General features: G+C 66.6%; 27 protein-coding genes and 1 pseudogene. 11 read left to right on the top strand and 17 right to left on the bottom strand.

Annotated features, from left to right (window positions below; genetic code table 11):
• The 4 genes from BLV94_RS02660 to BLV94_RS02645 all read left to right on the top strand — a co-directional run.
• A partial coding sequence (locus BLV94_RS02660) for an NF041680 family putative transposase (RefSeq protein ID WP_208613685.1) occupies positions 1–1,450 on the top strand: 1,450 nt, incomplete at its 5' end.
• A 237-nt stretch (positions 1,451–1,687) separates the two neighbouring features.
• The gene (locus BLV94_RS02655) at positions 1,688–3,139 is read left to right on the top strand and encodes an NF041680 family putative transposase (protein WP_244163432.1); all 1,452 of its coding nucleotides are present in this window, start codon (positions 1,688–1,690) and stop codon (positions 3,137–3,139) included.
• Positions 3,140–3,310: 171 nt separating this feature from the next.
• Positions 3,311–4,126 carry an IS5 family transposase gene (locus BLV94_RS02650; protein ID WP_072950640.1) on the top strand — a complete coding sequence of 272 codons (816 nt, stop codon included), beginning with the start codon at positions 3,311–3,313 and terminating at the stop codon, positions 4,124–4,126.
• A complete protein-coding gene (locus tag BLV94_RS02645) occupies positions 4,123–4,329 on the top strand; it encodes a hypothetical protein (protein WP_072950632.1) in 207 nt (68 codons plus the stop codon). The genes BLV94_RS02650 and BLV94_RS02645 overlap by 4 nt, the downstream gene beginning before the upstream one ends.
• A gap of 37 nt (positions 4,330–4,366) precedes the next feature.
• Here BLV94_RS02645 and BLV94_RS51425 read toward each other — a convergent pair whose 3' ends face one another.
• Both BLV94_RS51425 and BLV94_RS51420 read right to left on the bottom strand, forming a co-directional pair.
• Positions 4,367–4,504 (bottom strand): DUF6308 family protein, encoded by a 138-nt coding sequence (locus BLV94_RS51425; RefSeq protein ID WP_255315059.1) that lies wholly within the window; start codon positions 4,502–4,504, stop codon positions 4,367–4,369.
• A gap of 40 nt (positions 4,505–4,544) precedes the next feature.
• Positions 4,545–4,670: a hypothetical protein gene (locus tag BLV94_RS51420; protein ID WP_255315061.1), complete on the bottom strand. Its 126-nt coding sequence runs from the start codon at positions 4,668–4,670 to the stop codon at positions 4,545–4,547.
• Between the two features lie 857 nt (positions 4,671–5,527).
• Between BLV94_RS51420 and BLV94_RS51415 the strand changes: the two genes are divergently transcribed.
• The 3 genes from BLV94_RS51415 to BLV94_RS02625 all read left to right on the top strand — a co-directional run bounded on the left by BLV94_RS51415 (position 5,528) and on the right by BLV94_RS02625 (position 8,232).
• Complete coding sequence (locus BLV94_RS51415; RefSeq protein WP_306454261.1) at positions 5,528–5,794, top strand: PTS fructose transporter subunit IIB; 267 nt, start codon at positions 5,528–5,530, stop codon at positions 5,792–5,794.
• An 87-nt stretch (positions 5,795–5,881) separates the two neighbouring features.
• Positions 5,882–7,285, top strand: coding sequence for a sugar porter family MFS transporter (locus BLV94_RS02630; protein WP_072950626.1), 1,404 nt, complete (start codon positions 5,882–5,884; stop codon positions 7,283–7,285).
• Positions 7,285–8,232 (top strand): carbohydrate kinase family protein, encoded by a 948-nt coding sequence (locus BLV94_RS02625; protein ID WP_072950623.1) that lies wholly within the window; start codon positions 7,285–7,287, stop codon positions 8,230–8,232. The genes BLV94_RS02630 and BLV94_RS02625 overlap by 1 nt, the downstream gene beginning before the upstream one ends.
• 35 nt (positions 8,233–8,267) lie before the next feature.
• Here BLV94_RS02625 and BLV94_RS02620 read toward each other — a convergent pair whose 3' ends face one another.
• Positions 8,268–8,645 (bottom strand): hypothetical protein, encoded by a 378-nt coding sequence (locus tag BLV94_RS02620; RefSeq protein WP_072950620.1) that lies wholly within the window; start codon positions 8,643–8,645, stop codon positions 8,268–8,270.
• Complete coding sequence (locus tag BLV94_RS02615) at positions 8,642–9,853, bottom strand: tyrosine-type recombinase/integrase (protein WP_072950618.1); 1,212 nt, start codon at positions 9,851–9,853, stop codon at positions 8,642–8,644. Before BLV94_RS02615 ends, BLV94_RS02620 begins: the two co-directional genes overlap by 4 nt.
• Positions 9,854–10,015: 162 nt before the next feature.
• On the opposite strand from BLV94_RS02615, the pseudogene BLV94_RS02610 reads away from it, so the two are divergent.
• Positions 10,016–10,348, top strand: a pseudogene (locus tag BLV94_RS02610) (ATP-binding protein); the annotation flags it as partial.
• A gap of 269 nt (positions 10,349–10,617) precedes the next feature.
• Here BLV94_RS02610 and brnA read toward each other — a convergent pair.
• Both brnA and BLV94_RS02600 read right to left on the bottom strand, forming a co-directional pair.
• Positions 10,618–10,854, bottom strand: a complete 237-nt coding sequence (gene brnA, locus BLV94_RS02605) for a type II toxin-antitoxin system BrnA family antitoxin (RefSeq protein ID WP_072950616.1) — start codon at positions 10,852–10,854, stop codon at positions 10,618–10,620.
• On the bottom strand, positions 10,844–11,107 hold the full coding sequence (locus BLV94_RS02600) for a BrnT family toxin (protein ID WP_072950613.1): 264 nt from the start codon (positions 11,105–11,107) through the stop codon (positions 10,844–10,846). Before BLV94_RS02600 ends, brnA begins: the two co-directional genes overlap by 11 nt.
• Positions 11,108–11,410: 303 nt before the next feature.
• Here BLV94_RS02600 and BLV94_RS02595 point away from each other — a divergent pair, with 303 nt between their 5' ends.
• The gene (locus tag BLV94_RS02595; protein WP_072950610.1) at positions 11,411–12,040 is read left to right on the top strand and encodes a hypothetical protein; all 630 of its coding nucleotides are present in this window, start codon (positions 11,411–11,413) and stop codon (positions 12,038–12,040) included.
• A 192-nt stretch (positions 12,041–12,232) separates the two neighbouring features.
• Here the strand turns inward: BLV94_RS02595 and BLV94_RS02590 are convergent, their stop codons facing one another.
• The 3 genes from BLV94_RS02590 to BLV94_RS02580 form a co-directional block, all read right to left on the bottom strand.
• Positions 12,233–12,940 (bottom strand): hypothetical protein, encoded by a 708-nt coding sequence (locus BLV94_RS02590; RefSeq protein WP_072950608.1) that lies wholly within the window; start codon positions 12,938–12,940, stop codon positions 12,233–12,235.
• Between the two features lie 359 nt (positions 12,941–13,299).
• Positions 13,300–13,662 carry a hypothetical protein gene (locus tag BLV94_RS02585; protein WP_072950605.1) on the bottom strand — a complete coding sequence of 121 codons (363 nt, stop codon included), beginning with the start codon at positions 13,660–13,662 and terminating at the stop codon, positions 13,300–13,302.
• A complete protein-coding gene (locus BLV94_RS02580) occupies positions 13,659–14,135 on the bottom strand; it encodes a hypothetical protein (protein ID WP_072950603.1) in 477 nt (158 codons plus the stop codon). Before BLV94_RS02580 ends, BLV94_RS02585 begins: the two co-directional genes overlap by 4 nt.
• A gap of 472 nt (positions 14,136–14,607) precedes the next feature.
• On the opposite strand from BLV94_RS02580, the gene BLV94_RS02575 reads away from it, so the two are divergent.
• Entirely contained in the window at positions 14,608–15,132 is a 525-nt protein-coding gene (locus BLV94_RS02575) for a DUF2441 domain-containing protein (protein WP_072950601.1), read from the top strand.
• Between the two features lie 704 nt (positions 15,133–15,836).
• Here the strand turns inward: BLV94_RS02575 and BLV94_RS02570 are convergent.
• The 3 genes from BLV94_RS02570 to BLV94_RS51710 form a co-directional block, all read right to left on the bottom strand.
• Entirely contained in the window at positions 15,837–16,055 is a 219-nt protein-coding gene (locus BLV94_RS02570; RefSeq protein WP_072950598.1) for a hypothetical protein, read from the bottom strand.
• A 913-nt stretch (positions 16,056–16,968) separates the two neighbouring features.
• Positions 16,969–17,250, bottom strand: a complete 282-nt coding sequence (locus BLV94_RS02560) for a helix-turn-helix domain-containing protein (RefSeq protein ID WP_072950595.1) — start codon at positions 17,248–17,250, stop codon at positions 16,969–16,971.
• Positions 17,250–17,927: a type II toxin-antitoxin system RelE/ParE family toxin gene (locus BLV94_RS51710; protein ID WP_307718333.1), complete on the bottom strand. Its 678-nt coding sequence runs from the start codon at positions 17,925–17,927 to the stop codon at positions 17,250–17,252. Before BLV94_RS51710 ends, BLV94_RS02560 begins: the two co-directional genes overlap by 1 nt.
• Positions 17,928–18,220: 293 nt before the next feature.
• On the opposite strand from BLV94_RS51710, the gene BLV94_RS02550 reads away from it, so the two are divergent.
• The gene (locus BLV94_RS02550) at positions 18,221–19,510 is read left to right on the top strand and encodes a patatin-like phospholipase family protein (protein WP_083395429.1); all 1,290 of its coding nucleotides are present in this window, start codon (positions 18,221–18,223) and stop codon (positions 19,508–19,510) included.
• A 309-nt stretch (positions 19,511–19,819) separates the two neighbouring features.
• Here the strand turns inward: BLV94_RS02550 and BLV94_RS02545 are convergent, their stop codons facing one another.
• The 5 genes from BLV94_RS02545 to BLV94_RS02530 form a co-directional block, all read right to left on the bottom strand.
• The gene (locus BLV94_RS02545; RefSeq protein ID WP_072950592.1) at positions 19,820–20,176 is read right to left on the bottom strand and encodes a type II toxin-antitoxin system PemK/MazF family toxin; all 357 of its coding nucleotides are present in this window, start codon (positions 20,174–20,176) and stop codon (positions 19,820–19,822) included.
• Positions 20,173–20,385, bottom strand: coding sequence for a ribbon-helix-helix domain-containing protein (locus BLV94_RS02540; RefSeq protein ID WP_072950590.1), 213 nt, complete (start codon positions 20,383–20,385; stop codon positions 20,173–20,175). Before BLV94_RS02540 ends, BLV94_RS02545 begins: the two co-directional genes overlap by 4 nt.
• A 7-nt stretch (positions 20,386–20,392) precedes the next feature.
• On the bottom strand, positions 20,393–20,560 hold the full coding sequence (locus BLV94_RS49245) for a hypothetical protein (protein WP_167372101.1): 168 nt from the start codon (positions 20,558–20,560) through the stop codon (positions 20,393–20,395).
• 281 nt (positions 20,561–20,841) lie between these two features.
• Complete coding sequence (locus tag BLV94_RS50305) at positions 20,842–20,982, bottom strand: hypothetical protein (protein WP_241031624.1); 141 nt, start codon at positions 20,980–20,982, stop codon at positions 20,842–20,844.
• Positions 20,976–22,196 carry a CpaE/TadZ family protein gene (locus tag BLV94_RS02530; RefSeq protein WP_244163431.1) on the bottom strand — a complete coding sequence of 407 codons (1,221 nt, stop codon included), beginning with the start codon at positions 22,194–22,196 and terminating at the stop codon, positions 20,976–20,978. The genes BLV94_RS50305 and BLV94_RS02530 overlap by 7 nt, the downstream gene beginning before the upstream one ends.
• Between the last annotated feature and the right edge of the window lie 2 nt (positions 22,197–22,198).

Below are 22,198 nucleotides of genomic sequence, written 5' to 3'. Positions count from 1 at the left end.
GAGTATCAGTGTGCCCGATCGGCGGGCGGTCGGGGAAGAATCGGTCCCCGATCCGCGTGTCGGCCTGGTGTCGTTCCGCGAAGAGTTCCACCGGTGTCTGCCGGCCCGAGGTGATGCTTTGTTCGAGTTGACCGATGCGCTGCTGTGTTCCGGCACCGCGGTTCGCACCCTGGTCGAGTTGTCACTGGCCGCCGAGCATCGGCGCGGTCACGGCGCCTTGTACGACGCAATCAATTGCGGCCGAATAGATCTCGCTCGGCTGCGCCGCGCCCTCGGCGGACTGACGATCCCGCGTGATCGCGGCGGCCGGATCGTGTTGGCCGTCGACATCAGTGCCTGGTTGCGCCCGGATGCACCGACGAGTCCGCAGCGGGGGTTCTGCCACGTCTACGGCCGCGGGAAGAATCAGGCACAGCTGATCCCGGGGTGGCCGTACTCGTTTGTCGCCGCCCTCGAGACCGGCCGTACCTCGTGGACGACGGTGCTCGACGCGGTCCGCCTGCGCCCCGACGACGACGAAACCGTTGTGACGGCCACCCAGGTGCGTGAAGTGATCACGCGGTTGCGCGACGCCGGGCACCACCGCGACGGCGACCCGGACATTCTGCTGGTGTTCGACGCCGGGTACGAGCTGGCCCGGCTGGCGTTCGTGCTCGCCGATCTCCCGGTTCAGGTGCTGGGTCGGATGCGTTCGGACCGGGTGCTGTGCTTCCCGGCGCCGCCACCGGGCCGTACCGGGCGCCCACCCCGGCACGGTTCCGACTTCAAATTCGCCGACCCCCAGACCTGGCCCGAACCCGAGACCACCACCAGCACCGACACCGATCGCTACGGAACAGCCACCGCTGCGGCGTGGAATCGGTTGCACCCGAGGCTCGTCCATCGTGGCTCGTGGGCGGACCACCCGGGACCGCCGCCGATCGTCGAGGGCACGGTGATCCGGCTGACGGTCGATCACCTGCCCGGGGACCGGCATCCCAAACCGGTGTGGCTCTGGTACTCACATCCTGGTGCGGGAACCGCCGATATCGACCGATTGTGGCAGATGTTTCTGCGGCGCTTCGACCTCGAACACACGTTCCGTTTCTTCAAGCAGACGTTGGGGTGGACCGCCCCGAAGCTCCGCAGCCCCGAGGCGGCCGACCGCTGGACCTGGATCGTGCTGGTGGCCTACGCCCAACTCCGGCTCGCCCGTCCTCTGGCCGAGGACCTACGCCGCCCGTGGGAACGGCCTGTCCCACCAACACGATTGACGCCGGCACAGGTTCGTCGAGGGTTTTCGCGCACCCGCGCGACGATGCCTGTTCCGGCCAGTGCACCGAAACCCAGTCGACCCGGACCCGGACGCCCACCCGGATCGAAAAACACCCACCGCGCACCGCATCACCACGTGGGCAAACGCGCCGAAACCAAAGCTAGAAAACCCGTCGGGGCCGCCTGCCCAGGTTAAAGATCAAGCTCAGGTGGGCAATTCGCGCCGGCAACCCTGAAGGTGTCGTCTACAGGTCGAGGGCGGCACAGCCCGACGTGCTGCCAGCTGGTCTAAGCTTGTCGTTTAACCTCGGCCATCGCGTGGGGCAGTTGGTGCTGGTGTTGTTCGGCGTGTCGCCGCGGCATGAGGCGACCACCGCCTGATCATCTTGAGGTTCCTTCCACAGAACTTTCGAGACGAAAACAGGCGGTGGCCGTGAGTATCAGTGTGCCCGATCGGTGGGCGGTCGGGGAAGAATCGGTCCCCGATCCGCGTGTCGACCTGGTGTCGTTCCGCGAAGAGTTCTACCGGTGTCTTCCGACCCGAGGTGATGCATTGTTCGAGTTGACCGATGCGCTGCTGTGTTCCGGCACCGCGGTTCGCACCCTGGTCGAGTTGTCACTGGCCGCCGAGCATCGGCGCGGTCACGGCGCCTTGTACGACGCAATCAACTGCGGCCGAATAGATTACACTCGGCTGCGCCGCGCCCTCAGCGGGCTGACGATCCCGCGTGATCGCGGTGGCCGGATCGTACTGGCCGTCGATGCCAGTGCCTGGTTGCGCCCGGATGCACCGACGAGTCCGCAGCGCGGGTTCTGCCACGTCTACGGCCGCGGGAAGAATCAGGCACAGCTGATCCCGGGGTGGCCGTACTCGTTCGTCGCCGCCCTCGAGACCGGCCGTACCTCGTGGACGACGGTGCTCGACGCGGTCCGCCTACGCCCCGACGACGACGAAACCGCTGTGACGGCCACCCAGGTGCGTGAAGTGATCACACGGTTGCGCGAGGCCGGGCACCACCGCGACGGCGACCCGGACATTCTGCTGGTGTTCGACGCCGGGTACGAGCTGGCCCGGCTGGCGTTCGTGCTCGCCGATCTCCCGGTGCAGGTGCTGGGTCGGATGCGTTCGGACCGGGTGCTGTGCTTCCCGGCGCCGCCCCCGGGCCGTACTGGGCGCCCACCCCGGCACGGCCCCGAGTTTCGATTCGCCGACCCGATTACGTGGCCTGCACCCGAGACCACCTCGAGCACCGAGACGGACCGATACGGCACAGCCTCCGCTGCGGCGTGGAATCGGTTGCACCCGCGACTCGTTCATCGTGGCTCGTGGGCTCAGCACCCGGGGCCGCCACCGATCGTGGAAGGCACGGTGATCCGGCTGACCGTCGACCATCTTCCTGGGGACCGGCATCCCACCCCGGTGTGGCTGTGGTGCTCGGACCCGGGCGTCAGTGCCGACGATCTCGACCGGTTGTGGCAGCTGTTTCTGCGGCGCTTCGATCTCGAGCACACCTTCCGATTCTTCAAGCAGACGTTGGGGTGGACCGCACCTCGGCTCCGCAGTCCCGAGGCGGCCGACCGCTGGACCTGGATCGTGCTGGTGGCCTACGCCCAACTCCGGCTCGCCCGTCCTCGGGCCGAGGACCTACGCCGCCCGTGGGAACGACCCCTCTCACCAACACGATTGACACCGGCACGAGTTCGACGAGGGTTTTCGCGCACCCGCGCGACGATGCCTGTTCCGGCCAGTGCACCGAAACCCAGTCGACCCGGACCCGGACGCCCACCCGGATCGAAAAACACCCACCGCGCACCGCATCACCACGTGGGCAAACGCGCCGAAACCAAAGCGAGAAAACCCGTCGGGGCCGCCTGCCCAGGTTAAAAAACAAGCTCAGAGCGCATCTGAAAACTCGAGGTAATCGGCGTGTGACTGGTGAGGAATGGGTGAACTCCTGGTAGGTCAGTAGGTGCTTACGCCACGACCCGACCAGGAGTTCACTTGCCATCATCGCTCATCGCACTGTGTCCGTCATGCCCTACCCCGGATTCTGGGATCCGGCATCGGTGCGCGGTGTACTCGTCATCCTCGGTGACCGACGCTCAATGGGCGATTCTCGAACCACTGCTGCCTCCACCCGGCAACACCACCGGCAGCGGTGGCCGACCGGAAAAGCATTGCCGCCGTCTTGTCCTCGATGCGATCTTCTATGTCGTGCGGGGTGGGATCGCCTGGCGGCAGTTGCCGTCGGAGTTCCCGCCGGCGATGACGGTGTACGCGATCTTCGCCCGGTGGGTCCGGGCGGGGGTCTGGCAGCGGATCCACGACGCGCTGCGCGATCGGGTGCGGGTCCACGGCGGCCGGAAACCGCTGCCGTCGGCGGCGATCATCGACTCCCAGTCGGTGCAGGGCGCCGACACCGTTGCCCGGTCGAGTCGTGGATACGACGCGGGGAAGAAGACGAATGGGCGTAAACGGCACATCGCTGTGGACTCGAGCGGGCTGCTGCTGGCGGTCGTGGTGACGATGGCCGGGATCCAGGACCGGGACGGCGCGGTCCGGCTGCTGGCTGCGATGCGCGCCCACTGCTCGACGATTTCTTTGGTCTGGGCCGACGGCGGCTATGCGGGCAGGCTAGTCGATTGGGCGAAACATGTTCTGTCCCTCACGGTTCAGGTTGTCAAACGCACCGACGATGTCAAAGGATTCAAGGTTCTGCCCCGGCGGTGGGTGGTCGAGCGGACCTTCGCCTGGATCTGCAAATACCGCCGCTGCGTCCGCGACTACGAGACCAGACCCGACCACCACGAAGCCGTCGTCTACATCGCCATGATCGCGACCATGTCACGCCGACTCGCCCGCACTGCGTGACACGAACGGGAGTTCTCAGACGCTCTCTCAGACGCGAACTGGCCCAGCAGCCCACCCCAGGCCCCACACGCCGCATCCCCATCCGGCTCAGCGACGACGAATACACCCGCGCCCACACCGCCGCCCGCACCGCCGGCCAGAACCTCGAAACCTGGATCCACGACCGCATCACCGCCGCCCTCGACACCGAACAACCCGAATAGCAGGCTCAGTCGGAGGTGACGGATCATCCGGGACGTGTCATCTTTCCTGGTCAGCGCGCCGTCCGAGACCCCGGTTCTCGCCATCCATCCACGCGATCACATCGAACACGCGGAGCGCTGAGATCTCTTCGGGGAGGCCGGCCTCCTCCCGGATCGACAGCCACCGGCGGTGCAACGCGCCGTCGTCGGCGCGAAGGGCCTCCCGGGGACCGGGTTCAAGTGCGATCGCTCGGTGCCCAGAACCTGACTGACCACCGAGTCCCAGATCGGGTACAGCCGGGACGTTTGCGGGCGATCAGCTTCGTTGCCTTCGTCCAGCCCACCTCCCGCAGACCGCGCAGGGCCGTTTCCAGGTCCCACGCGGGCCACCCCGGGACGAGCGGCTCCGGTTCGTCGAAACCAGGTCCCGATCAGGGCCTACCGCCGCCAGAAGGGCATTCAGCGCCTCCGCCTCGGTGTCCAGGATCGCCCTCGCCGCCACCGGGGAAACCTGCACCGACGGGAACACCCGCCGCCACCAGATGTTCACGTCCGGGTTTGTCGACGCTACTCACATCCACTTGGAGGGGACTACAAGGACTGTGACGGGTAGAAGCTGCGCACCGGTCAACCGTCATCGGGTCCAGCACCCGCTCGTTAGAGCCAACAGAATCCCTTGAAAGCGTCGTCGAGGTACTGCCCGCTGGACCTGTGCGCGCGCCTTCTCGTCCAGCTGCCGGGCAAGCCACCCATCCGGGTCGCCGAGTCCGTGCCGGATGCGTTCAGCGCGGCGCCCGGGAGTCTTCGACATCGCCCAACACCAACGAGCTGTGCGGACTGAGGCTGTGGGGTGGCGGCCGCCCCACCGACCGCATCCTGTTCCGTGCCAGACAGTTTCACGCGCGCGCCTGACGCTTTCGGGGAGACAGTCGCGCCATCACAGACTCCGCCCATCCAGACGGCGCGCGCCCGGAACTCCGGCTCGCACCGGCGCGGAGGTGATCGCACTGCAGGCCGCCAACCACTTCGGTGTGTTGTTTTGACCTGGACATTGGTGCCCGAATGTGTGTGTTTAGGCCCGTATATGTTGACATGAGAGCCACGTCACAGCTATAACTGTCCGCAGGCTCATCGATACAGCGACGCAGGATCAGGCAGGGCAGCCTCGATCGGTCCTCGCCTCGGCTGCGACAGCGAACCGCTAGGAAAGGCGCATGACATGAAGTTCGTAGCCGCAACCTCGTGCCCTACGGGCATCGCACACACATACATGGCGGCGGAATCGCTGGAGCAGGGTGCCGCCCGCAGCGGTCACGAAATCCACGTCGAGACGCAGGGCGCTTCTGGCTCCGAGCCACGCGACCCCGCGGTGATCGCCGCGGCCGACGGGCGTGATCTTCGCCGCCGCCATCGGCTCCGGCCAGCTGGCCGCCCCCGAGATGACCAGCACCTTCCCCGTATGCGCCACGCCTCGACCTCTCGCTGATGGCGTGTGTGTGCCCAACCCATCGCGCTGTGCACGGAAATCCTTCTTTTCCATGATATTTCAACCGCAAGAGAAAGTAGATCTCTCGTGAAACCCATAGTTGTTCGCAGCGCCATAGTCGCCGCGACCGGCGGGCTGCTCTTCGGATTCGACACCGCGGTCATCTCCGGTGCGGAGGAACAGATCCAGCAGGTGTTCGCGCTCAGCGATGCCAAGCTTGGCTTCACCGTCACCACCGCACTCATCGGGACGATCCTCGGCGCTCTGGTCGCCGGCCGGCCGGCCGACCGGTACGGCCGCAAGAAGGCGCTCTACGTGATCGGCGTCCTCTTCGTTCTTGGCGCCGTCGGGTCTGCCCTGGCCCCGAACGTCGAAATTCTGATGCTGTTCCGGTTCATCGGTGGCATCGGCGTGGGTGGTGCCAGCGTCTGTGCACCGATCTACACCGCCGAGATCGCCCCCGCGGCCAACCGAGGACGCCTGGTCGGGTTGGTGCAATTCAACATCGTGCTCGGCATCCTCATCGCCTATGCATCCAACGCCGTCATCCGCGCGGCGGTCCCCGGCGACAATGCTTGGCGCTGGATGCTCGGCGTCATGATCGTTCCGGCACTGGTGTTCGTCCTCATGCTGCCGACCGTTCCCGAAACGCCGCGCTGGCTGGCCGCCAATGGTCGATGGGACGACGCAACCGCAACGAGCAAGCGCCTGTGCGCCACCCAAGCCGACGTCGACTTCCAGATGAGTGAGATCCGGGAGTCGCTGGCGGCCACCGCGAACACGACGAAGGTGCCGTTCTTCACGCGCGGGCACCGCAAGGTGATCCTGCTCGCCGTCGCGATCGCCGTCTTCAACCAGTTGTCGGGCATCAACGCGGTCCTGTACTACGCGCCACGGGTCATGCAGGAGGCCGGCGCCAGCACGAACGCCGCGTTCCTGATGAGCGTCGGGGTGGGCGCGATGAACTTGGTCGCCACCATGGTCGGGCTGAGCCTGATCGACCGGCTCGGCCGGCGCAAGCTGATGATCGTCGGCTCGATCGGCTACCTGATGTCCCTGGGATTCCTTGCCGCCGTGATGTTCTACTACGAAAATGCGCGCGGTGGCGAGTTCACCTCTACGTCGTCGATATTGGTGCTGATCGGGCTGATGGGATTCATCGCCGCCCACGCCGTCGGCCAGGGCTCGGTGATCTGGGTATTCCTCTCGGAGATCTTCCCGAATCGGATCCGTGGTCAGGGGCAGTCGCTGGGCAGCCTGACCCACTGGGTGTTCGCCGCGATCACCTCGTTCGCCTTCCCGCCGATCATCGGTGCCCTCGGTGCCGGCGCCGCGTTCAGCATCTTCTTCCTCGCCATGGTCGGTCAGCTGATCTGGGTGCTGAAGGTGATGCCCGAGACCAAAGGTGTGCCGCTCGAGGAGATGGAGGCCAAGCTCGGCGTCGCACTCGACCACGGCCCGGACCAGCCGACCGCGGTACGGGCTCACTGATGACCCGCCGCGTACTCAGCCTCGGCGAAGCACTGATCGACGTCGTCACCAGGCCAACGTCCACTCAGGAACACGTCGGCGGCAGCCTGCTCAACGTCGCGGTCGGACTCGGCGCACTCGGCCACCCGGCCAGCATCTGCTCCCACTGGGGCAAAGACCCCCGGGGAAGTCTGCTCAGACAGTGGGCGGAGTCCGCCGGCGTGCAGATCACGCCCGGAACCGACTCCGCACACAAGACGTCGGTCGCGTTCGCCCGGATCGACGCGGACGGACGCGCAAACTACGAGTTCGACCTGAACTGGGCGGTCCCGCAACTCCCGGACCTGGAACCGTTCGGGCATCTGCACACCGGCAGCATCGCCGCCACCGTCGAACCAGGCGGCTCCACGGTGGTCGTCGCCGCCGAACGGATGCGGCTCCTCGGTACCGTGTCATACGACCCGAACATCCGTCCCGCACTGATGCATTCGCCCGACACCGTCGTCGACCGCGTCGAGCACCTGGTCTCACTGTCCGACGTGGTGAAGACCAGCGACGAGGACCTCGACTGGCTCTACCCGGGCGTGCCGGTCGAGAACATCATGCGGCGGTGGGTGAAGACAGGACCAGCGATGGTGGTCGTCACCCGCGGATCCTGGGGCGCCTACGCGCGACTGGCACACAACCGGGACATGCTCCACATCGACCAGACACCGGTCACCGTGGGCGACACCGTCGGCGCCGGGGACTCCTTCATGGCCGGACTAATCTCCGGACTACTCGACGCGGGCCTGCTCGGCTCACCCCAAGCACGGGATCGACTCGCGGCTGCGGACTGGCCCGATGTCCAACCCGCACTGCTCCGCGCGATACACACGAGTGCATTGACGGTCAGTCGATCCGGCGCGTACGCGCCCTCCCGGGCCGAAGTGCATGCGCTTCACGCGCTCGACCCGGCCCTCACCTGAACGATCGTCGCGGTCACCGAGGACGCCATGCTTGGTTACCGGCGTTGATGCACAACCCCATTCACGAGAGGAATCACCGGACGTGCAACTGCTGTTCCTCCGGCACAGCCAAACCCCCGCCAACGTCCGCGGCGAACTCGGCACCCGGGGATCTCGGTGGCGGGATCGATGCCGGACATGTGGCGGGCGAAGCCGCGCACCACGGTCATCCGCCGCGCCCACACCGAACTGGTGGGATCGGCATCGGGACGTTGCACCCACTGCAGGGCCACGTCGACGGTGATCGTCGTGACGCCGGCCGCGTCGAGGCAGGCGACGAAGCGGGGAAGCAGTCGGGCGGCCTCATCGAGCCTGTGTCCCAAGGCTCGACGCAGCCGCAGGTACTGTTCGGCCTGCTCGGCGAGCGCGCTCATCGCCGTGTCCCGGGCCAGGGCTGGGCGACCGTACGTAACACGGCCCGATCGACCTTGGCGTAGCCGGAGGTGGTCCCCAGATCCGACTGACGCAGCACCTGGGCGATCTCGATCAAATCGGCCCCCCGGCGCAGCAGCTCGGTCGCCAACGCGTGCCGGAGCCGGTGACCACCGACCCGTGCCAGGCCGGCTCGCCGACACGCACGGTAGACGATCCCGGTGATCGTGCTCGGGTGCAGGGGCCGTGGAGGCGCGTAGATGGTGAGCAGCAACTGCGGACACCCGCACACCGGGCGCCCGTCGGTGAGGTAGTCGACGAGGGCCTGACCGACGTCGACGGGCAGCGGGAGACGATCGCGGCGGCGGGCCTTGCCCCGCACCACGATCTCCCCGGCCCGCCAGTCGACGTCGCCGAGCCGAAGGGCGGCCACCTCCCCGGAGCGCAGACCCAGCCGCGCCAGCAGCATCAAGATGGCCCGGTCACGCCGTCCACTCGCGATGCGGCGATCGCACCCGGCCAACAGGTTGTCCACGTCGGCGGCGCTCATCGTCGCGGGCAATCGGGCACCGCGCCAGCTCGCCACCGGCGGCATGGCGCCACCCAGGTCCGTCTCGAGGATCCCGTCCAGATACAGAAAGCGCAGCAGCGCCCGCAGATCGGCGGCCTCTCGCTTCGCCGACTCGACCGTCAGCCGCGAACCGGCCTCGAGCATCCACTCCGCGACCTCCGTACCGGTCAGATTCCCGATACCGATCTCGTCTCCGGTGCGCGATGCCCGACCCGCCAAGAATCGGCGCGCGAACCGCTCGTAGCGTCGAATCGTGGTCGGGGCCAGTCCCCGCACAACAATCAGATGGTGGCGATAGCGGACCAACATCTCATCACGACTCGTCGGCGTCGCCAGCGTCTCGAGCGGTACCACCTGCCGGTCCCGCAGATACTCCAACAGGCGCGCCACGGTCACCACCGTCGGCACCCGCCGACGACCACTCGCCCGCCGGGATGCCAAAAATCCCTCCACCAGAGCAATACTCAGGTCCTCGACCGCAAGACCCTCGCCGGTCAGCCATCGATCGAGCTGTCCCATCAACACCATGTGGTGCCGGATGGCGCCGGGTCGATGCCCGAGTCTGCGCAACTCCTCCTCGAAGCCCTCCGCGAACGGCACCAGCGGTCCCGCACCACGCATCCATGAAGTCGTGCCCATCGGACACCTCCTCCGTCGGTGGAGCAACCTGCCCCACCGACGGAGCCTGGAACACGCGGGATTATCCCGACCCGAATTCATCCGGATCTATCCGAAGATGCTCCTCACCTGCATCAATGCCGCCGCTTCGATACCCGTATCGGGATAATTCCGGGGTCGGGATTACTCGACGATTTCGCGTTGCGGCCCCTGGACGCGACCGAGACCAACGACTTCTACGAGTTGGTCGTGGAGCGTCATCGACGCAAGGCGACGATCGTCTCCTCAAATAGGTCCCCAGAGTGGCTGTCGATGACCACCGACGCCCTGCTGGCGCAGTCTGCGATCGACCGGCTCACCTCCTCGGCGCACACCCTCGTCATCGAGGGCCCGCCCTACCGGCAACGCACCCGTCTGGGCATGGCGTGGTTGACAGTTCAGAAGGCGAGGTCGATGCTCGATGACACCTTCGGGTGGTCCCATGCTCGTGGCAACGAGGTGGTCCCATCACCCTGACAAGCGACACCAGGATCGCCCGCGGCGCCCTCGGCGGGACCTCCCGCCGACAGAAAACGTCACCGCAACCAGATCATCCGCGGTGAACCGATCCGACTCCCCCCACCCGGTCGCCGGTGCTCGACCAGGAATCGAAATGCGCACCGACATAGGCTCCTTCGCCCATATGGGGGCCAACTCGCGGCGACGGAACTCCCGCCCCCACACCGAGACCACCGAGCCGAGTCCACCGATCGAGCCCTCCGTACCGCCACGCCACCGCGGCAGGATCAGGCGGCCGTTGAGCCGTTGCGTTCGAGCCTCTCGGCGATCCACACCTTGATCAGAGACTGCCGGGTAACCCCGAGACGAGTCGCCTCACGATCCAACTCCGCGATCATCCACGCCGGGAAGTCGACGTTGACACGCCGCTGCTCCTCGCCCGGGCGCCGGGCCCTGGCCGTATCGAGCGCGAACGTCACGTCCTCGCCGGCATCAAAACGCTCGTCGAACTCGTCAGCTCTCATAAAGCGCCACCTCTCCATCACGTGAGCGCCGAACCGAGATGATCCGGGTCCGGTCCGCACGATAGGTCACCACCGCGGACCACCATTTTCCGTCAATCACACCGATCACCAGCCACCTCGGCTCATCCGTAGTTCTCGCGGGCACCTCGAGCCGGTGCGGATCTCGCCACAGTGCCTGCGCCGACAGAAAATCGATGCCGTGCTTGGCCAGGTTCGCTTCGCTCTTGTTCGGATCGAACTCAAACCCAGACATGTATAGAAACTATACCATTTTGGCTGGATGAATTCCCCGCTTTCCCACGCCAGCTCAGGCCGGAAACGTACGACTCGACACCGGCGGCGTCGGAACCAGAGCTGATCCAACGAATGGAGCCTCGATCGATCAGTGACCTCCCCCGGCGCACCCGTCACTTCGCGCTGGAGCGGACCGCGGGGTGGGTCCGGATCCTGACGTTTCCAGTCGCCTGCCGCCGCCACCGCGGGCGGACTGGTAGACAGACCAGGTGTGGTGGAACGCTCGGATCAGGAGGCCTCGATGCCGCGACCATCATCGTGGGTGAGCACCACGGCCTCAGCCCTCGGTGAGGAGCTGGCACGCATCGGTCTGACCGTCCCCACCGACCGACTCGAGGCCCTGCTCACCGACCGAGTCGCCGCCGTAGCGGAACAGATGCGCATCACCGAACGCACCGCCCGCCGGTACTTCGACCACGACACCCTGCGCACCCTCGCCCGCGAACTGGCCCTGAGCATCAAAGAAGAGGCACCCGGCGCCGACCTGCTGACCCTGCCCCGCACCATCACCATGCCCCTGCCCACCCTCGGGTCGACGATCGCCGCCCTCGTCGAGGCGGCCGCCCTCGCCGGCGTCGACAAGGATCCCCACGAGCCGGCACCAGCGATGGCACTGATCTCCACCCTCGGCGTCCTGACCCGAGACCACGCCGGCGACCTCCCCACCGTCCGAGTGCCGGAGCCCCTCCTCACGCGAGCGGCGCGGCTCATCGACAACACCGCCGCCCTCGTACACCACGGCTGCCCACTACCACCAGACGTCGCCGAGGACGTCCGCCCCCACCTGCGGAAGGCACTGCGCGACGACGCCGCCCGGCTCCGGGCACTGATCCCCGACACCGGCCGACGGTCCGGCTCGGGTCTCTGGGCGGTTCCCGACGACCCACCATGACCACCGTGGCCGTCCCGGGGTGCATTCGTGTCGCAGAAACGATCGAATGAGAGACAAGTCGAGCCACCGCACAACCAGGCAATCGACAGACTACGGAGATCGACGCAAGCACAGAGAGCGGCGTTGGCTGTTGCTCGGCCTACGGCCCATGGAGTCAGGCGTTCCCCCCGGCGTCGGGTGTGTTCGTGACAATCACATCGGTCCCACGGCCACCGAGACGTGGAAGTTCCCCGCACCCACGGACCGCTCGAGGGTCGCAATGACGGCAGCCGGATTGTCGTAGGGCCCGTTGAGGTAGAACGGCCGACCATCCCTCCCGAACTCGATCCGACCCGGCCCGTCCCACTCACCCAGGAACGCGGCGGCCTCGTCATCGAAGGCGCCGGCGGGCTCGAAACCGAGCCCCCGCGCATACTGCACCGCCCCCAGGATCAGTTCGCGGCCGAGTTCGATCGGAATCTCCACCGCAGGACGGTCGAACGCCGCGTAGTACGTGCGGATGGCGGTGGGGATCCTGCCCGCGTCCATGGTTTCGGGGTCACGGGCGTTCTTCACCCCCAGGCAGTGCACGTCGGCCAGGTAGCCCCGCAGCGTCGCCCGACCACGCCGCCCCTCACGTGCCACCAACACCTGCGCGAAACCTTCGACCTCACCGGCGGGAGCATCCAGCTTCGCCCACTCCGGACGACCCTCGAGGCCCAGCCCGACACTCCAGCCACAATTGACCCAGCACCCCAGCACCCGCCCCAATCCTCGGGACGCCTCGGCCTCGGCAGCGATTCGTCGCACCACCGGCGCCACCACCGACGGCCGCACACCCAGAGCACGCGCGATCACCTTCGGCGGGACACCCTGCTCCCAACGCCGCCGCACCTGCTCGACCAACTCCACCTCGTCCATGGCACCCCATTCTGCTTCACCGATCGGGAAGCTTCCGCGTCTGCACCTATCCGCTCGCGCCGCTGATCGAGCGATCACTGCACCCCACGAGCAGCAGGACCACACCCCCGCATCACGCACGCAGGCCACGGCAGCATCTCCACCATGCCGCCGATACTGCCGTGCCGGTTCCCGGTCCAGGTTCTGCCTGCTCCCGGAGTCCCGATCATGACCGGATCGGGGCCGGATCAGGAACCGGGTGGGCTCGCCGCTGGGGGCGTGCCTGGGAGCTGGACACGGCCCTGTGGGCGTGCCGGGACCCACGCCCGCCAGGAAGAACGGGCAGACGCCAACGCGCGCAGGCCCATACCTGGGCGTGACTATTCGGTTTCCTTCGGGTGGCCGGGTTCGCAGCGTTCGAGCAGGACCCGGCCCGCGATCTTGGCGCCCTTCTGTGCAGGATCGACAAAGAACCAGATCCGCCCACCATCGGTCACCTTGTACTGGTATCGGGCGTAGTTCTGCCCGTTGTACGTCCCGTAGGCGTAGTCGCCTTTGAGTTGATACAGCCGCCGCGTCTCTACCGTCGGTTCTCGGGTGAGGGTGTCCCACGCATCGACCGTGGCGTCGCGTGCAGTGGCCAGCAGATCGGTCCAGCCCTTCTCCGCGTCACGCGTGGCGAACACGATCTGCCACTCGGCGCGTTTGATTGGGCGGGAAACCGCGCCGCCTTTCCTGCTCACGCGTCGAGATCCGGCGCCGCGACCACCTCAGGGACCTCGAGGTACTCCAGGTCGGAACCGTCGGCGGTCAGGCGCGGGTCGGCGTACGCCTCCGCGGTGGCCTGCCACGCTTCCAGCAAGATCGCGAGTCGGTCGAAGCGGGCCACCGCGATGCAGGCACGGGCAGTGTCCTGGAACGCTGCGACGAACTCGGCGTGCAATGCGGTCGGCAGCATCCCGATCCACGGCAATGCGACGGCGAGGCGGGAGGCGACGCGATCGAGGGCCGCCTCGTCGAGAGAGGCGGCGAAGAGCTGCCCGACGACGCCGAGAGCGCTCAATTCGGCGCGGCTCGTCGACTCTTGGGTCAGCCGCAGAGCCGGGGCATTCCGGCGCGTGAGCACGACCTCACCGTTGTCCTCGAGCGCGCCGAGAACATCATTCGGTGCCCGTAAGAAATCGGAGAACGTGGCGGTGGCGGTCGACTTGCTCATACCCACCATTACATCAGAACTAGTTCAGATATTCCAGAGGTCGGTGATCTCCGGACAGAACCGCTGACAAACTCTGTGTCGAAGACATCAGCGGCGAGAGCGGATCACAGAGTTCAGGCGAGCTCGAGAGCCTCGACGACCGGGTACACAGTCTGATCCAGCTGTTGAAGCACGAGCTGTCAACACATCACTTTGCTCTGCCGACACCTTCAACGCGATGCGACCAGCACGCTCGTCGCTCGCCAGGGGGTCGGCCGCGTCCATGGGCGCCGAGGCCCGGGCATGGACGCAGCTCAGCTCGTTCGTGTCGATCGCTACGATCTCGGCGTGTACTCCTAGCGACTCGCCATACCGGCCGGCCGAGGTGAGTCGGCTCGAAGGCGCCTGCCGTCCACCCATGCCTGCGTACATTTCGACGGGCCAACCCGGATGCTGAAACTACCTACTATCGATTGCACGAGAGGCTTGTGAAATGCCGCGTTTCTACACCGTCGATCGACGGGGAACCCTGCACAAGGGACAAACCCTCGGACTCACCCGGTACGACGATGTGAACCCCTCACATCTGCAACGACACCTCGACGTGCTGTTCCCGGACGGCGTTGCAGCCCACGGTGAAAACAACTTCGTCAACGGGGATGTTCTCTTTCAGGTCACCGACCACTCAATCGAGCTGATCTGGGAAAATGTGCGTCGTGCGCACTATCCGACCGCGCCCTCTCGCTTCCAATCCGCCTTCGCCGTGGACACACTGGAACAAGCCCACGCCTTCCGTACCGCATTCGACCCAGCGGGCACCGCGACCATCTGGCAAGTGGAGACCGCTCACGACGGGTTCCGGGCAAACATGGATCTGCTTCGTACACACGGCACCGCTCCGATGACGTCGTACCACGCCCACTGCTATTGGTCCCAGCAGAGCCCCGACCACGAGGTACCCGTGACCTGGGAGATCCTGCTACCCCCGCCTGTCCACGTAACTGGTCCAGCAGAGTAGTCAGAATCTGTTATCTATCAAGAATTTCACACGAAGGTTCAAAAGTGAGCTGCCGACGCCGAGAACTCGGCAATGTCGACCGAGAGGTCTATCCAGGTGCGCCTGCTCGTTCTTGTTCGCGGCCATAGTTGGTGGCCGGCCGCAGACACGGCCACCCGGGACCGACCACGGATGATCCGGCGTTCGCTCTGCTCGACTCGTTCGACGACTCCATCGACACGACGTGCCAGAACGAGATAGTTTCCCGGTCGTTTCGATGGACTCCGAAGGCCCGCAGGTCAGCGGCGGAAGTTCGACTGCTCGTCGGTCTGCATCGCCACAACCGCGGCGAACGCGGTCAACAACAACATCATCAGCAACAGCACATTCACGGTGCCTCCCCCTCGTTTCTAGCGTGCGACCGACGAGCGACGGCGGTCGGCGAACATGGCCTCGATCCTCGACTTGATCTCCGCGGTGCTCATCGACCCACCACCGCGGGGCGGGCGTGCGGCGATCGGGGTAGTCCGGAGGGTCGAGGCTGTCGGCACTGCGTCCTCTTTCGTCGAAGGTCACCGGCGACGAGAACAGTCAGGGCATGATGCCTGTGTTTCCCCGTCACCGATGATGTGAGCTGCTTCACATTGACTGGCTCATGAAGTTGTACACCATAACGGAGAACTGCGCCAATCCACCTGTCCGTCAGTATCTTCGGCAACTGCCGACTACTTGCCGGTAGGTACGTCCGGCGGGGCCAGACGGTCGACGCCGAGGAAGAAGTCCAGCAAGATCAGCGCCTCGGCGGGGGTACCGCCGCCGCACCGGATCGAGCCCCACCACCTGCGCCAGCTGCTCCGCCGAGATCGGGGCGTCGGCCAGAACACCGCCGCGGTCCGCAGCACCCACTCCCCCTCCTCCGACGCGGACAACTCGACCAATGCCATGCCGCCCCGTTCCCACTCGGACCTGCACGACCGCCAGACGCCCCCACTGCCTCCCGGTACGGGGCGGTCGGTGTTCACTCCCGGTATGCCGAATCGGCGAAATGAACGTGCGCCTGCCTGTCGGTTCAGCTCGCGTGCGCGTGCCGACGTTCGGGGAGCTGGGTCAGTCGCTGCTCCCGTTCGTCGAACCGGACGGCGTCCGGGGTGCGCCGACGGGGCGGGGATCGCTCAGATCCTCACCGACCTCGCATCCCTGCCCATCAGCGAGATGCGCGAGCACCACCAGACGCGAACTCGCCCACAGGCCCACCCCAGACCCCGCCCACCGCATCCCCATCCGCCTCAACGACAACCGAATACACTCGCACTCACACCGACGCCCTCGACACCGAACAACCCGAATGGCAAGTTCAGTCGGGGGTGAAGAACGGCTCTATCGACATGAAGATCCACGCCACCATTGCCGCCATCAGCACGAACGCGCACTACCAACGGCACAGCGAACTACCGGGCGGGCCGCCACGAAACCGTCACCAATCCGAACACCACAACCAGCACCGCCCGTGCCGCCCAACTCACCCAATACCCGGCCGGCGGCGGATCCGACCCGAACGACGTAAACGAACCATGCGGATACACCCGAGGTTGCGGAACAACGAAAAAAGTGCTGCCACACCATCACCGCCGGCACATAACAGAAGAACCCACCAGCAGACCCACGCACACCCCCAGCGAAATCCGCCAACCCCGCCCCGACCCCGCCGGTGGTGGTTACCTCGTCCACACCCACCATCATCGGCCGTGCCGACCTCCGGACCGGGTTCAGATGTGTTTGGGCGGTGCAGATTCCGCCGTTGGGGTTGCCCAAGTCCGACCCGAAATCCCGTACAGCCCTCGGGTCAGGCCTCCGGTGCTACGCGGCCGCCCTCACCGTCATATCGACGTGGAGTCCAGCGGCCGAGACCATGTTGACCAAAGCATCCAGACTGAACAGGTCGATCTTGCCGCGAATCAGATCCGACACCCGTGGCTGCGTCACACCAAGCCGGGCGGCCGCGTTTTTCTGGGTCCATCCTTCGGTCTCGATGCGCCGAGACAGCGCGATCAGCAGATTCGACCGCAGTCGCATGTTCTCCGCCTCCTGCGGAGTGTCCTCGATGGCATCCCATACGCTGCCATAGATTTCATCGCTCATCAGTGCTCACCATTCCTGTCGTCCGCTATCACCTGCTGGTACCGCTTCGTCGCAAGAGCCAAGTCCGCCGCCGACGTTTTCTGAGTCTTCTTCTGGAAGCAGTGCAGGACAACCACCCGGTCTGCGAATTTCGCCACGTAGATGACGCGGAAAGCTCCCGATCGATCGCGTACCCGTATCTCCCGCACACCAGAACCCACACTCACCATCGGTTTCCAGTCCGTCGGCTCGAGCCCCTGCTGAACGCGGTCGAGTTGATAACCGCACCGACGCCGAACCGCATCGGGGAATCCACGAAGATCCTCCAGCGCGGTACCCAGGAACTGGATCTTCTTCCACCAATATACAAGATTTTGTATGACTCGGCACCCGGCGACCGGGCACACCACGAAACCCACCTCTGCAACGAACCCGCAACTGACGACCGGCGATACCGACTCGGGAGAAAGCCACGTCCGATCGGCGGTGACGTCGCGGTCGGACGACACTCTCGGACCATCGACCAAGGCGCCGTACGGCAGCACCCCGGCCACACCGGAGGACATCAACACCAACTCCTCACGCACACCGGTCGCGATCGTGCGGGAGCGGCCCTGCTCCTCCGACATCGGGTACCAGGCGTACAGGAACTCGAACCACTGCCGATCCGACACCGCCACCGAGGTCAGGCGCGGCACCGTCTCGGTGAACTCGTCCGCGGTCGGATGGTCGTCGCCTGATCACAGGCCTTGACGCACCAGATGCCATTCACGCAACAGGGGTTTTACTTGAACGAAAACGCCCCTCATTCAAGTTTCCGTGAGCGCAACCTGCACCGAGAATGAACTTCGCGACCTTCGCTCCGCCGCCCGTGGTCGACAGGTCCACCTCCGACGTCAACGCGAGGAACGAGCGCGGCGCGATCGTCGAGTTCCCCAAGCGACTGCACCAGGTTCTACCATCCCCTCGGCCCTACCAGTAATCCAATCAGATCCAGCTCAGCTCGCGCCGGGAGATTCCAGCCCCGTGTGCTTTCGAAGCGACCAGGTCGAGGTGGCACACTGCCAGTTCGACCGCAATCGATCCCCAGAATCAGCGCGCCGCCGGCCACGAACCGGATCTGTTCATCGGGACCAGCGCCGGAGCGATCAATGCGACCCTGTTCGCCGCGGGCGCGCACCTTCCGGCGGACGAGCAAGCCGACACCGCGCTCGCGGTGTGGCGCAGCGTTCAGATCGACGACGTGTTCCGGCCGTTGTTGCGGACCGGGCCCGGCACCATCGCCCGGTGGGCCGGTCAGCTCTGCCGAATACCGGGGATGCGGCTGACGAGCCTGGTCGACACCGCACCGCTGGCCCGGACCGCGCACCGGTTGGTCGATTGGACACAGCTCGCCGCCAACCTCGACGGCGGCAAGGCGTCGCTGGCGGTGGTGACGACCTCCGCCGCGACCAACCGGACGGTGATCTTCGTCGACGGGAACCGTGCCGACCCGCTACCGCCGTCGGACACCACCCGTCCGATCGACTACCTCGGAGTGCGAATCACCGCCGAGCACGTCCGCGCCTCCGCCGCGATTCCTGCATTGTTCCCCGCGGTCGAGGTCGCCACCCCCGACACTGCCCGCGGCTGGTACGCGGACGGCGGGATCCGGCTGAACGCTCCCCTCAAACCGGCGTTGTCTCTGGGCTGCGGACGGCTGATCGTGGTCGCGACCCACCCCGCGGTGTACCCCGTATCCCCGGCCACCGGCGGGGACCAGGGACCACCGGATGTGGACGACATGATGGTGCGGGTGCTGGACGCCGCCCTGGTCGACCGCATGGTCGAAGACCTCCGCACGCTCGGCAAGATCAACGAACTCGTCGCGGACGGACGCCGCACCGGCGCCAGCCAACGCCGCTATGTCGATGTGCCATACCGGTTCTTCGGCCCCGAGGAACGCGGTACCCTCGGCGCCCTCGCCGCAACCTCGTTTGATGACCGATACCGCTGGCCGGGCGGTGCACTGCGCACCATCCGGAACCCGGACCTGCCGTTGCTGGGACGGCTCCTCGGCGGTGACGGGGCCCGCCGAGGAGACCTTCTCAGCTACCTGCTCTTCGACGGCGCCTTCATCGACGCCGCAATCGGCCTCGGACAACGGGATGCGCAACTGCTCCTGGCGGACGGGGACGGCACATCCTGGCTCACAGCGGCTCCGAAGCACGTCGCTCCCGACCGGATCTCGGTGCGCGCCGCGAAACAGGCGCACGGCGAAGCGCTGCGACACTCATCGTGAGCGAGGAGAACCGCCACGGCGATCACGCTGCCCGGGCACACCACAGCATCGACGCTGGCGGTCTGCACCCGCCCGAACGCGCCGCTCATCGCCAACGCCGTCACCGACATCGGTCCTCGACGGGTTGTCACGGACCTCCCAGACCCGGGGCCGGGCGAGAAGAGCAAAAGAGTCGAGAGCGCTGCGCCTCTCGCGGACTTCTCCGAGTTCACCGTGGGCAGGGCCGCGCGGCGGGATCGGAACGGCCGCCACGAAAGTGCGACGGGTGCCCACCTGATGAACCCGTCAGACCGACCGCAGGGATGCGACTCAGTGCAGATCGAGATGCAGCCGCAGAGCCTCGTCGAGCGCGGTACGCGTTCTCGTCGAGAGCTTCCCGACCGGGTCACCGTCGAGACGACGCACCGAAACCGAACGCACCTGTTCCGCTTGAGCCTTCGACTCACGCGGCATACCCGATTCGTCAGGGTCGACGAGAACCTGAAACGCGAACACATGTGCCGTGTTACTCGTCAACGGCACCACAGTGACCACCCCCTGACCGAGCCGCTCCGCCGTCGCGTTGGCGCGATCATTACTGACCACAACAGCGGGTCGACGCTTGGCCGCTTCGCTACCCTGCGCCGGATCAAGATCAACCCAGTGCACCTGACCCCGGCGGATCATTCCTCATCTGCCGAAGTGACGTCCCAGTCGTCGTCGACACCACCCTCGACGAAAGCCGCCGCGTAATCGCGCTCGAGACCCACCTCTCCGAGCATCCGAACCGCGGCTCGAATCCCCGCCGACCGGCCACCCAGACTGTGGTCGCGAACGTACGCGTCGAGGACGCGAGCGTCCTCGTCGGGCAAACTGATCGTGAACCTCGTCGTCATACTGCAATCATACTCCAGTATGAACGGGCAGCCCGAAACCGACGCCGGCATCTCCGGCAACCACCCCTCCGATCACAGCGGGCCCGATCTGCTCGACCACCGGGTCCACGATGCTCGCCGCCGACATCGAGATGGCATCGCAGGCCCGGTCGATCCCCTCATGCGGGATCTCCACCTCCGGGACATCCCGCGCGACCTCGCCGGCTGCATCGATCTCTCACCGGTGATCATCGACGTACCCCTGCGCCTGGCGGATCTGACACCGCTGCTCCAGGGTGAGTCCGGCGTTGTACTGCAGGTTCATCTGACCTCCCAGCCCCGTAGATGGGTCCTTCCACCGACGAGCTGTGTCGATCACGCAAAACGACAACACTGGAACGCAACTCACAATTCTGTGCCCGGCCCGACCCGGGGATGGCCTGGCGAGTCGAACCGCACCCGTCGACGACGGGGCCGTCAGACGGTCGGCTCCCACGGGTCGACGCAGCGGACACCGAACGTCTCGACGTACTTGGTATTACGTGTCACCACCGTCATCTCGGCGGCCTGCGCGACGGCGGCGATGAGAGCGTCGCCGAACGGCGCATGCTCTAGCACCCGGTAGGTGGCCAGCACCCGTACGGCCGGCACATCGAACGGCAACACACGGTCGGCGCAGACCGGCAGCACCCGCTCCTCGAACCACCGGCGCAGGACCCCTCCCTGCGCCGGGTCGAAATCGCTCCTTTGCGCTGGGCGGCCACGGCGGCGTCGCGGCGCAGCGGGACCGGGACGATCACCGCGTGCGCGGCCGTGATCGCCCACCGCCAGCTCTCGGCGTGGCTGGCGTTGCCGGTGTCGGCGACCAGGACGTCGCGGTGCCGGCCGAGGATCGCCCCGAGCGCCGCGGCGTCGTCGTAGCGCAGGGGTGAGTCGGCCCCGGCCCGGCCGGCGATGATGTCGGAGCCGGCCGGCTGGCGGGTCAGGAACCGCGCGAGCCTGGACGGCCGGGCGTCGGTGGTCGTGGGGTCGATGCCGGCCAGGCTGACCGCGTCCTGGCCCGCGGCCGGGGGAACGGCCACGCGATCGGCGAAGCTGCCGCCGGCCTCGCCGAGGTCCAGGCACGTGACGGTGGCGGGGCCTCGGTGCTCGGCCAGCGTCTCGGCCAGGCCGATCGACATCGGGGTCTTGCCGACGCCGCCCTTGAGGTTGGCGACGGTGATCACCGCGCCCTCCGGGAGCGGTCGGGCGATCGTGGTCTGCGCGTCGCGCAGTCGCATCTCGAGCGAGTCCGACTTCGGTGCAAGCCCGAGTCCGAGGAGGGCGTTGAGTCGGCCACGCACACCACGCCGAGCAGGGTCGCTCGCCGCGGAGTTCGCGCGGGGCGCCGACAGCTGCCCGAGCACGTCCAGCGGGCCCGTGACCGGCTCAGCCGGAGCGGCCCGCGCGGGCGCCGCGGGTTGCGGGGCCGCCGCGGAGGCGATCTGCTCGGCCCCAACTACCACCGGCCCGCCGGGCGGGGTGGAGACAGGCTCCGCTGCCACCGATTCGGGCGCCGCCGGCACGGCGATCGGCACCGGCATGCTCGGGGCACGTTCCTCGGCCTTCCCGTCCGGTCCGACGGTCAGGAACCGAGTGTCCTTCGCCGTCCGGTAGACGACCTCGACGTCAGCGCCCCGGGCCCGCGCCATCTGGTGCAGGAACTCGTGCACGACCGTGGACAGGGTCTTGCTCTCAGTCGCCTCCAGATCCATCGGAGGCACGTCGGCATCGGCCAAGGTGGCCGATGCCGTGGTCGTGGAGGTGATCTCGACATCAACAGTGGGCGTCATCG

The sequence above is a fragment of the Rhodococcus koreensis genome, assembly GCF_900105905.1.
GTDB classification, from domain to species: Bacteria; Actinomycetota; Actinomycetes; order Mycobacteriales; family Mycobacteriaceae; genus Rhodococcus_F; species Rhodococcus_F koreensis.
This window is presented reverse-complemented; position numbering and strand designations above follow the sequence as displayed.

Bases quoted from the DNA above. Each gene is read 5' to 3' on its own strand.
- BLV94_RS51415 (WP_306454261.1), top strand. From the start codon at position 5,528: ATGAAGTTCGTAGCCGCAACCTCGTGCCCTACGGGCATCGCACACACA.
- BLV94_RS02625 (WP_072950623.1), top strand. From the start codon at position 7,285: ATGACCCGCCGCGTACTCAGCCTCGGCGAAGCACTGATCGACGTCGTC.
- BLV94_RS02620 (WP_072950620.1), bottom strand. From the start codon at position 8,645: ATGAGCGCGCTCGCCGAGCAGGCCGAACAGTACCTGCGGCTGCGTCGA.
- BLV94_RS02615 (WP_072950618.1), bottom strand. From the start codon at position 9,853: ATGGGCACGACTTCATGGATGCGTGGTGCGGGACCGCTGGTGCCGTTC.
- brnA (WP_072950616.1), bottom strand. From the start codon at position 10,854: ATGAGAGCTGACGAGTTCGACGAGCGTTTTGATGCCGGCGAGGACGTG.
- BLV94_RS02600 (WP_072950613.1), bottom strand. From the start codon at position 11,107: ATGTCTGGGTTTGAGTTCGATCCGAACAAGAGCGAAGCGAACCTGGCC.
- BLV94_RS02590 (WP_072950608.1), bottom strand. From the start codon at position 12,940: ATGGACGAGGTGGAGTTGGTCGAGCAGGTGCGGCGGCGTTGGGAGCAG.
- BLV94_RS02580 (WP_072950603.1), bottom strand. From the start codon at position 14,135: ATGAGCAAGTCGACCGCCACCGCCACGTTCTCCGATTTCTTACGGGCA.
- BLV94_RS02575 (WP_072950601.1), top strand. From the start codon at position 14,608: ATGCCGCGTTTCTACACCGTCGATCGACGGGGAACCCTGCACAAGGGA.
- BLV94_RS02570 (WP_072950598.1), bottom strand. From the start codon at position 16,055: ATGGCATTGGTCGAGTTGTCCGCGTCGGAGGAGGGGGAGTGGGTGCTG.
- BLV94_RS02560 (WP_072950595.1), bottom strand. From the start codon at position 17,250: ATGAGCGATGAAATCTATGGCAGCGTATGGGATGCCATCGAGGACACT.
- BLV94_RS02545 (WP_072950592.1), bottom strand. From the start codon at position 20,176: ATGATCCGCCGGGGTCAGGTGCACTGGGTTGATCTTGATCCGGCGCAG.
- BLV94_RS02540 (WP_072950590.1), bottom strand. From the start codon at position 20,385: ATGACGACGAGGTTCACGATCAGTTTGCCCGACGAGGACGCTCGCGTC.
- BLV94_RS02530 (WP_244163431.1), bottom strand. From the start codon at position 22,196: ATGACGCCCACTGTTGATGTCGAGATCACCTCCACGACCACGGCATCG.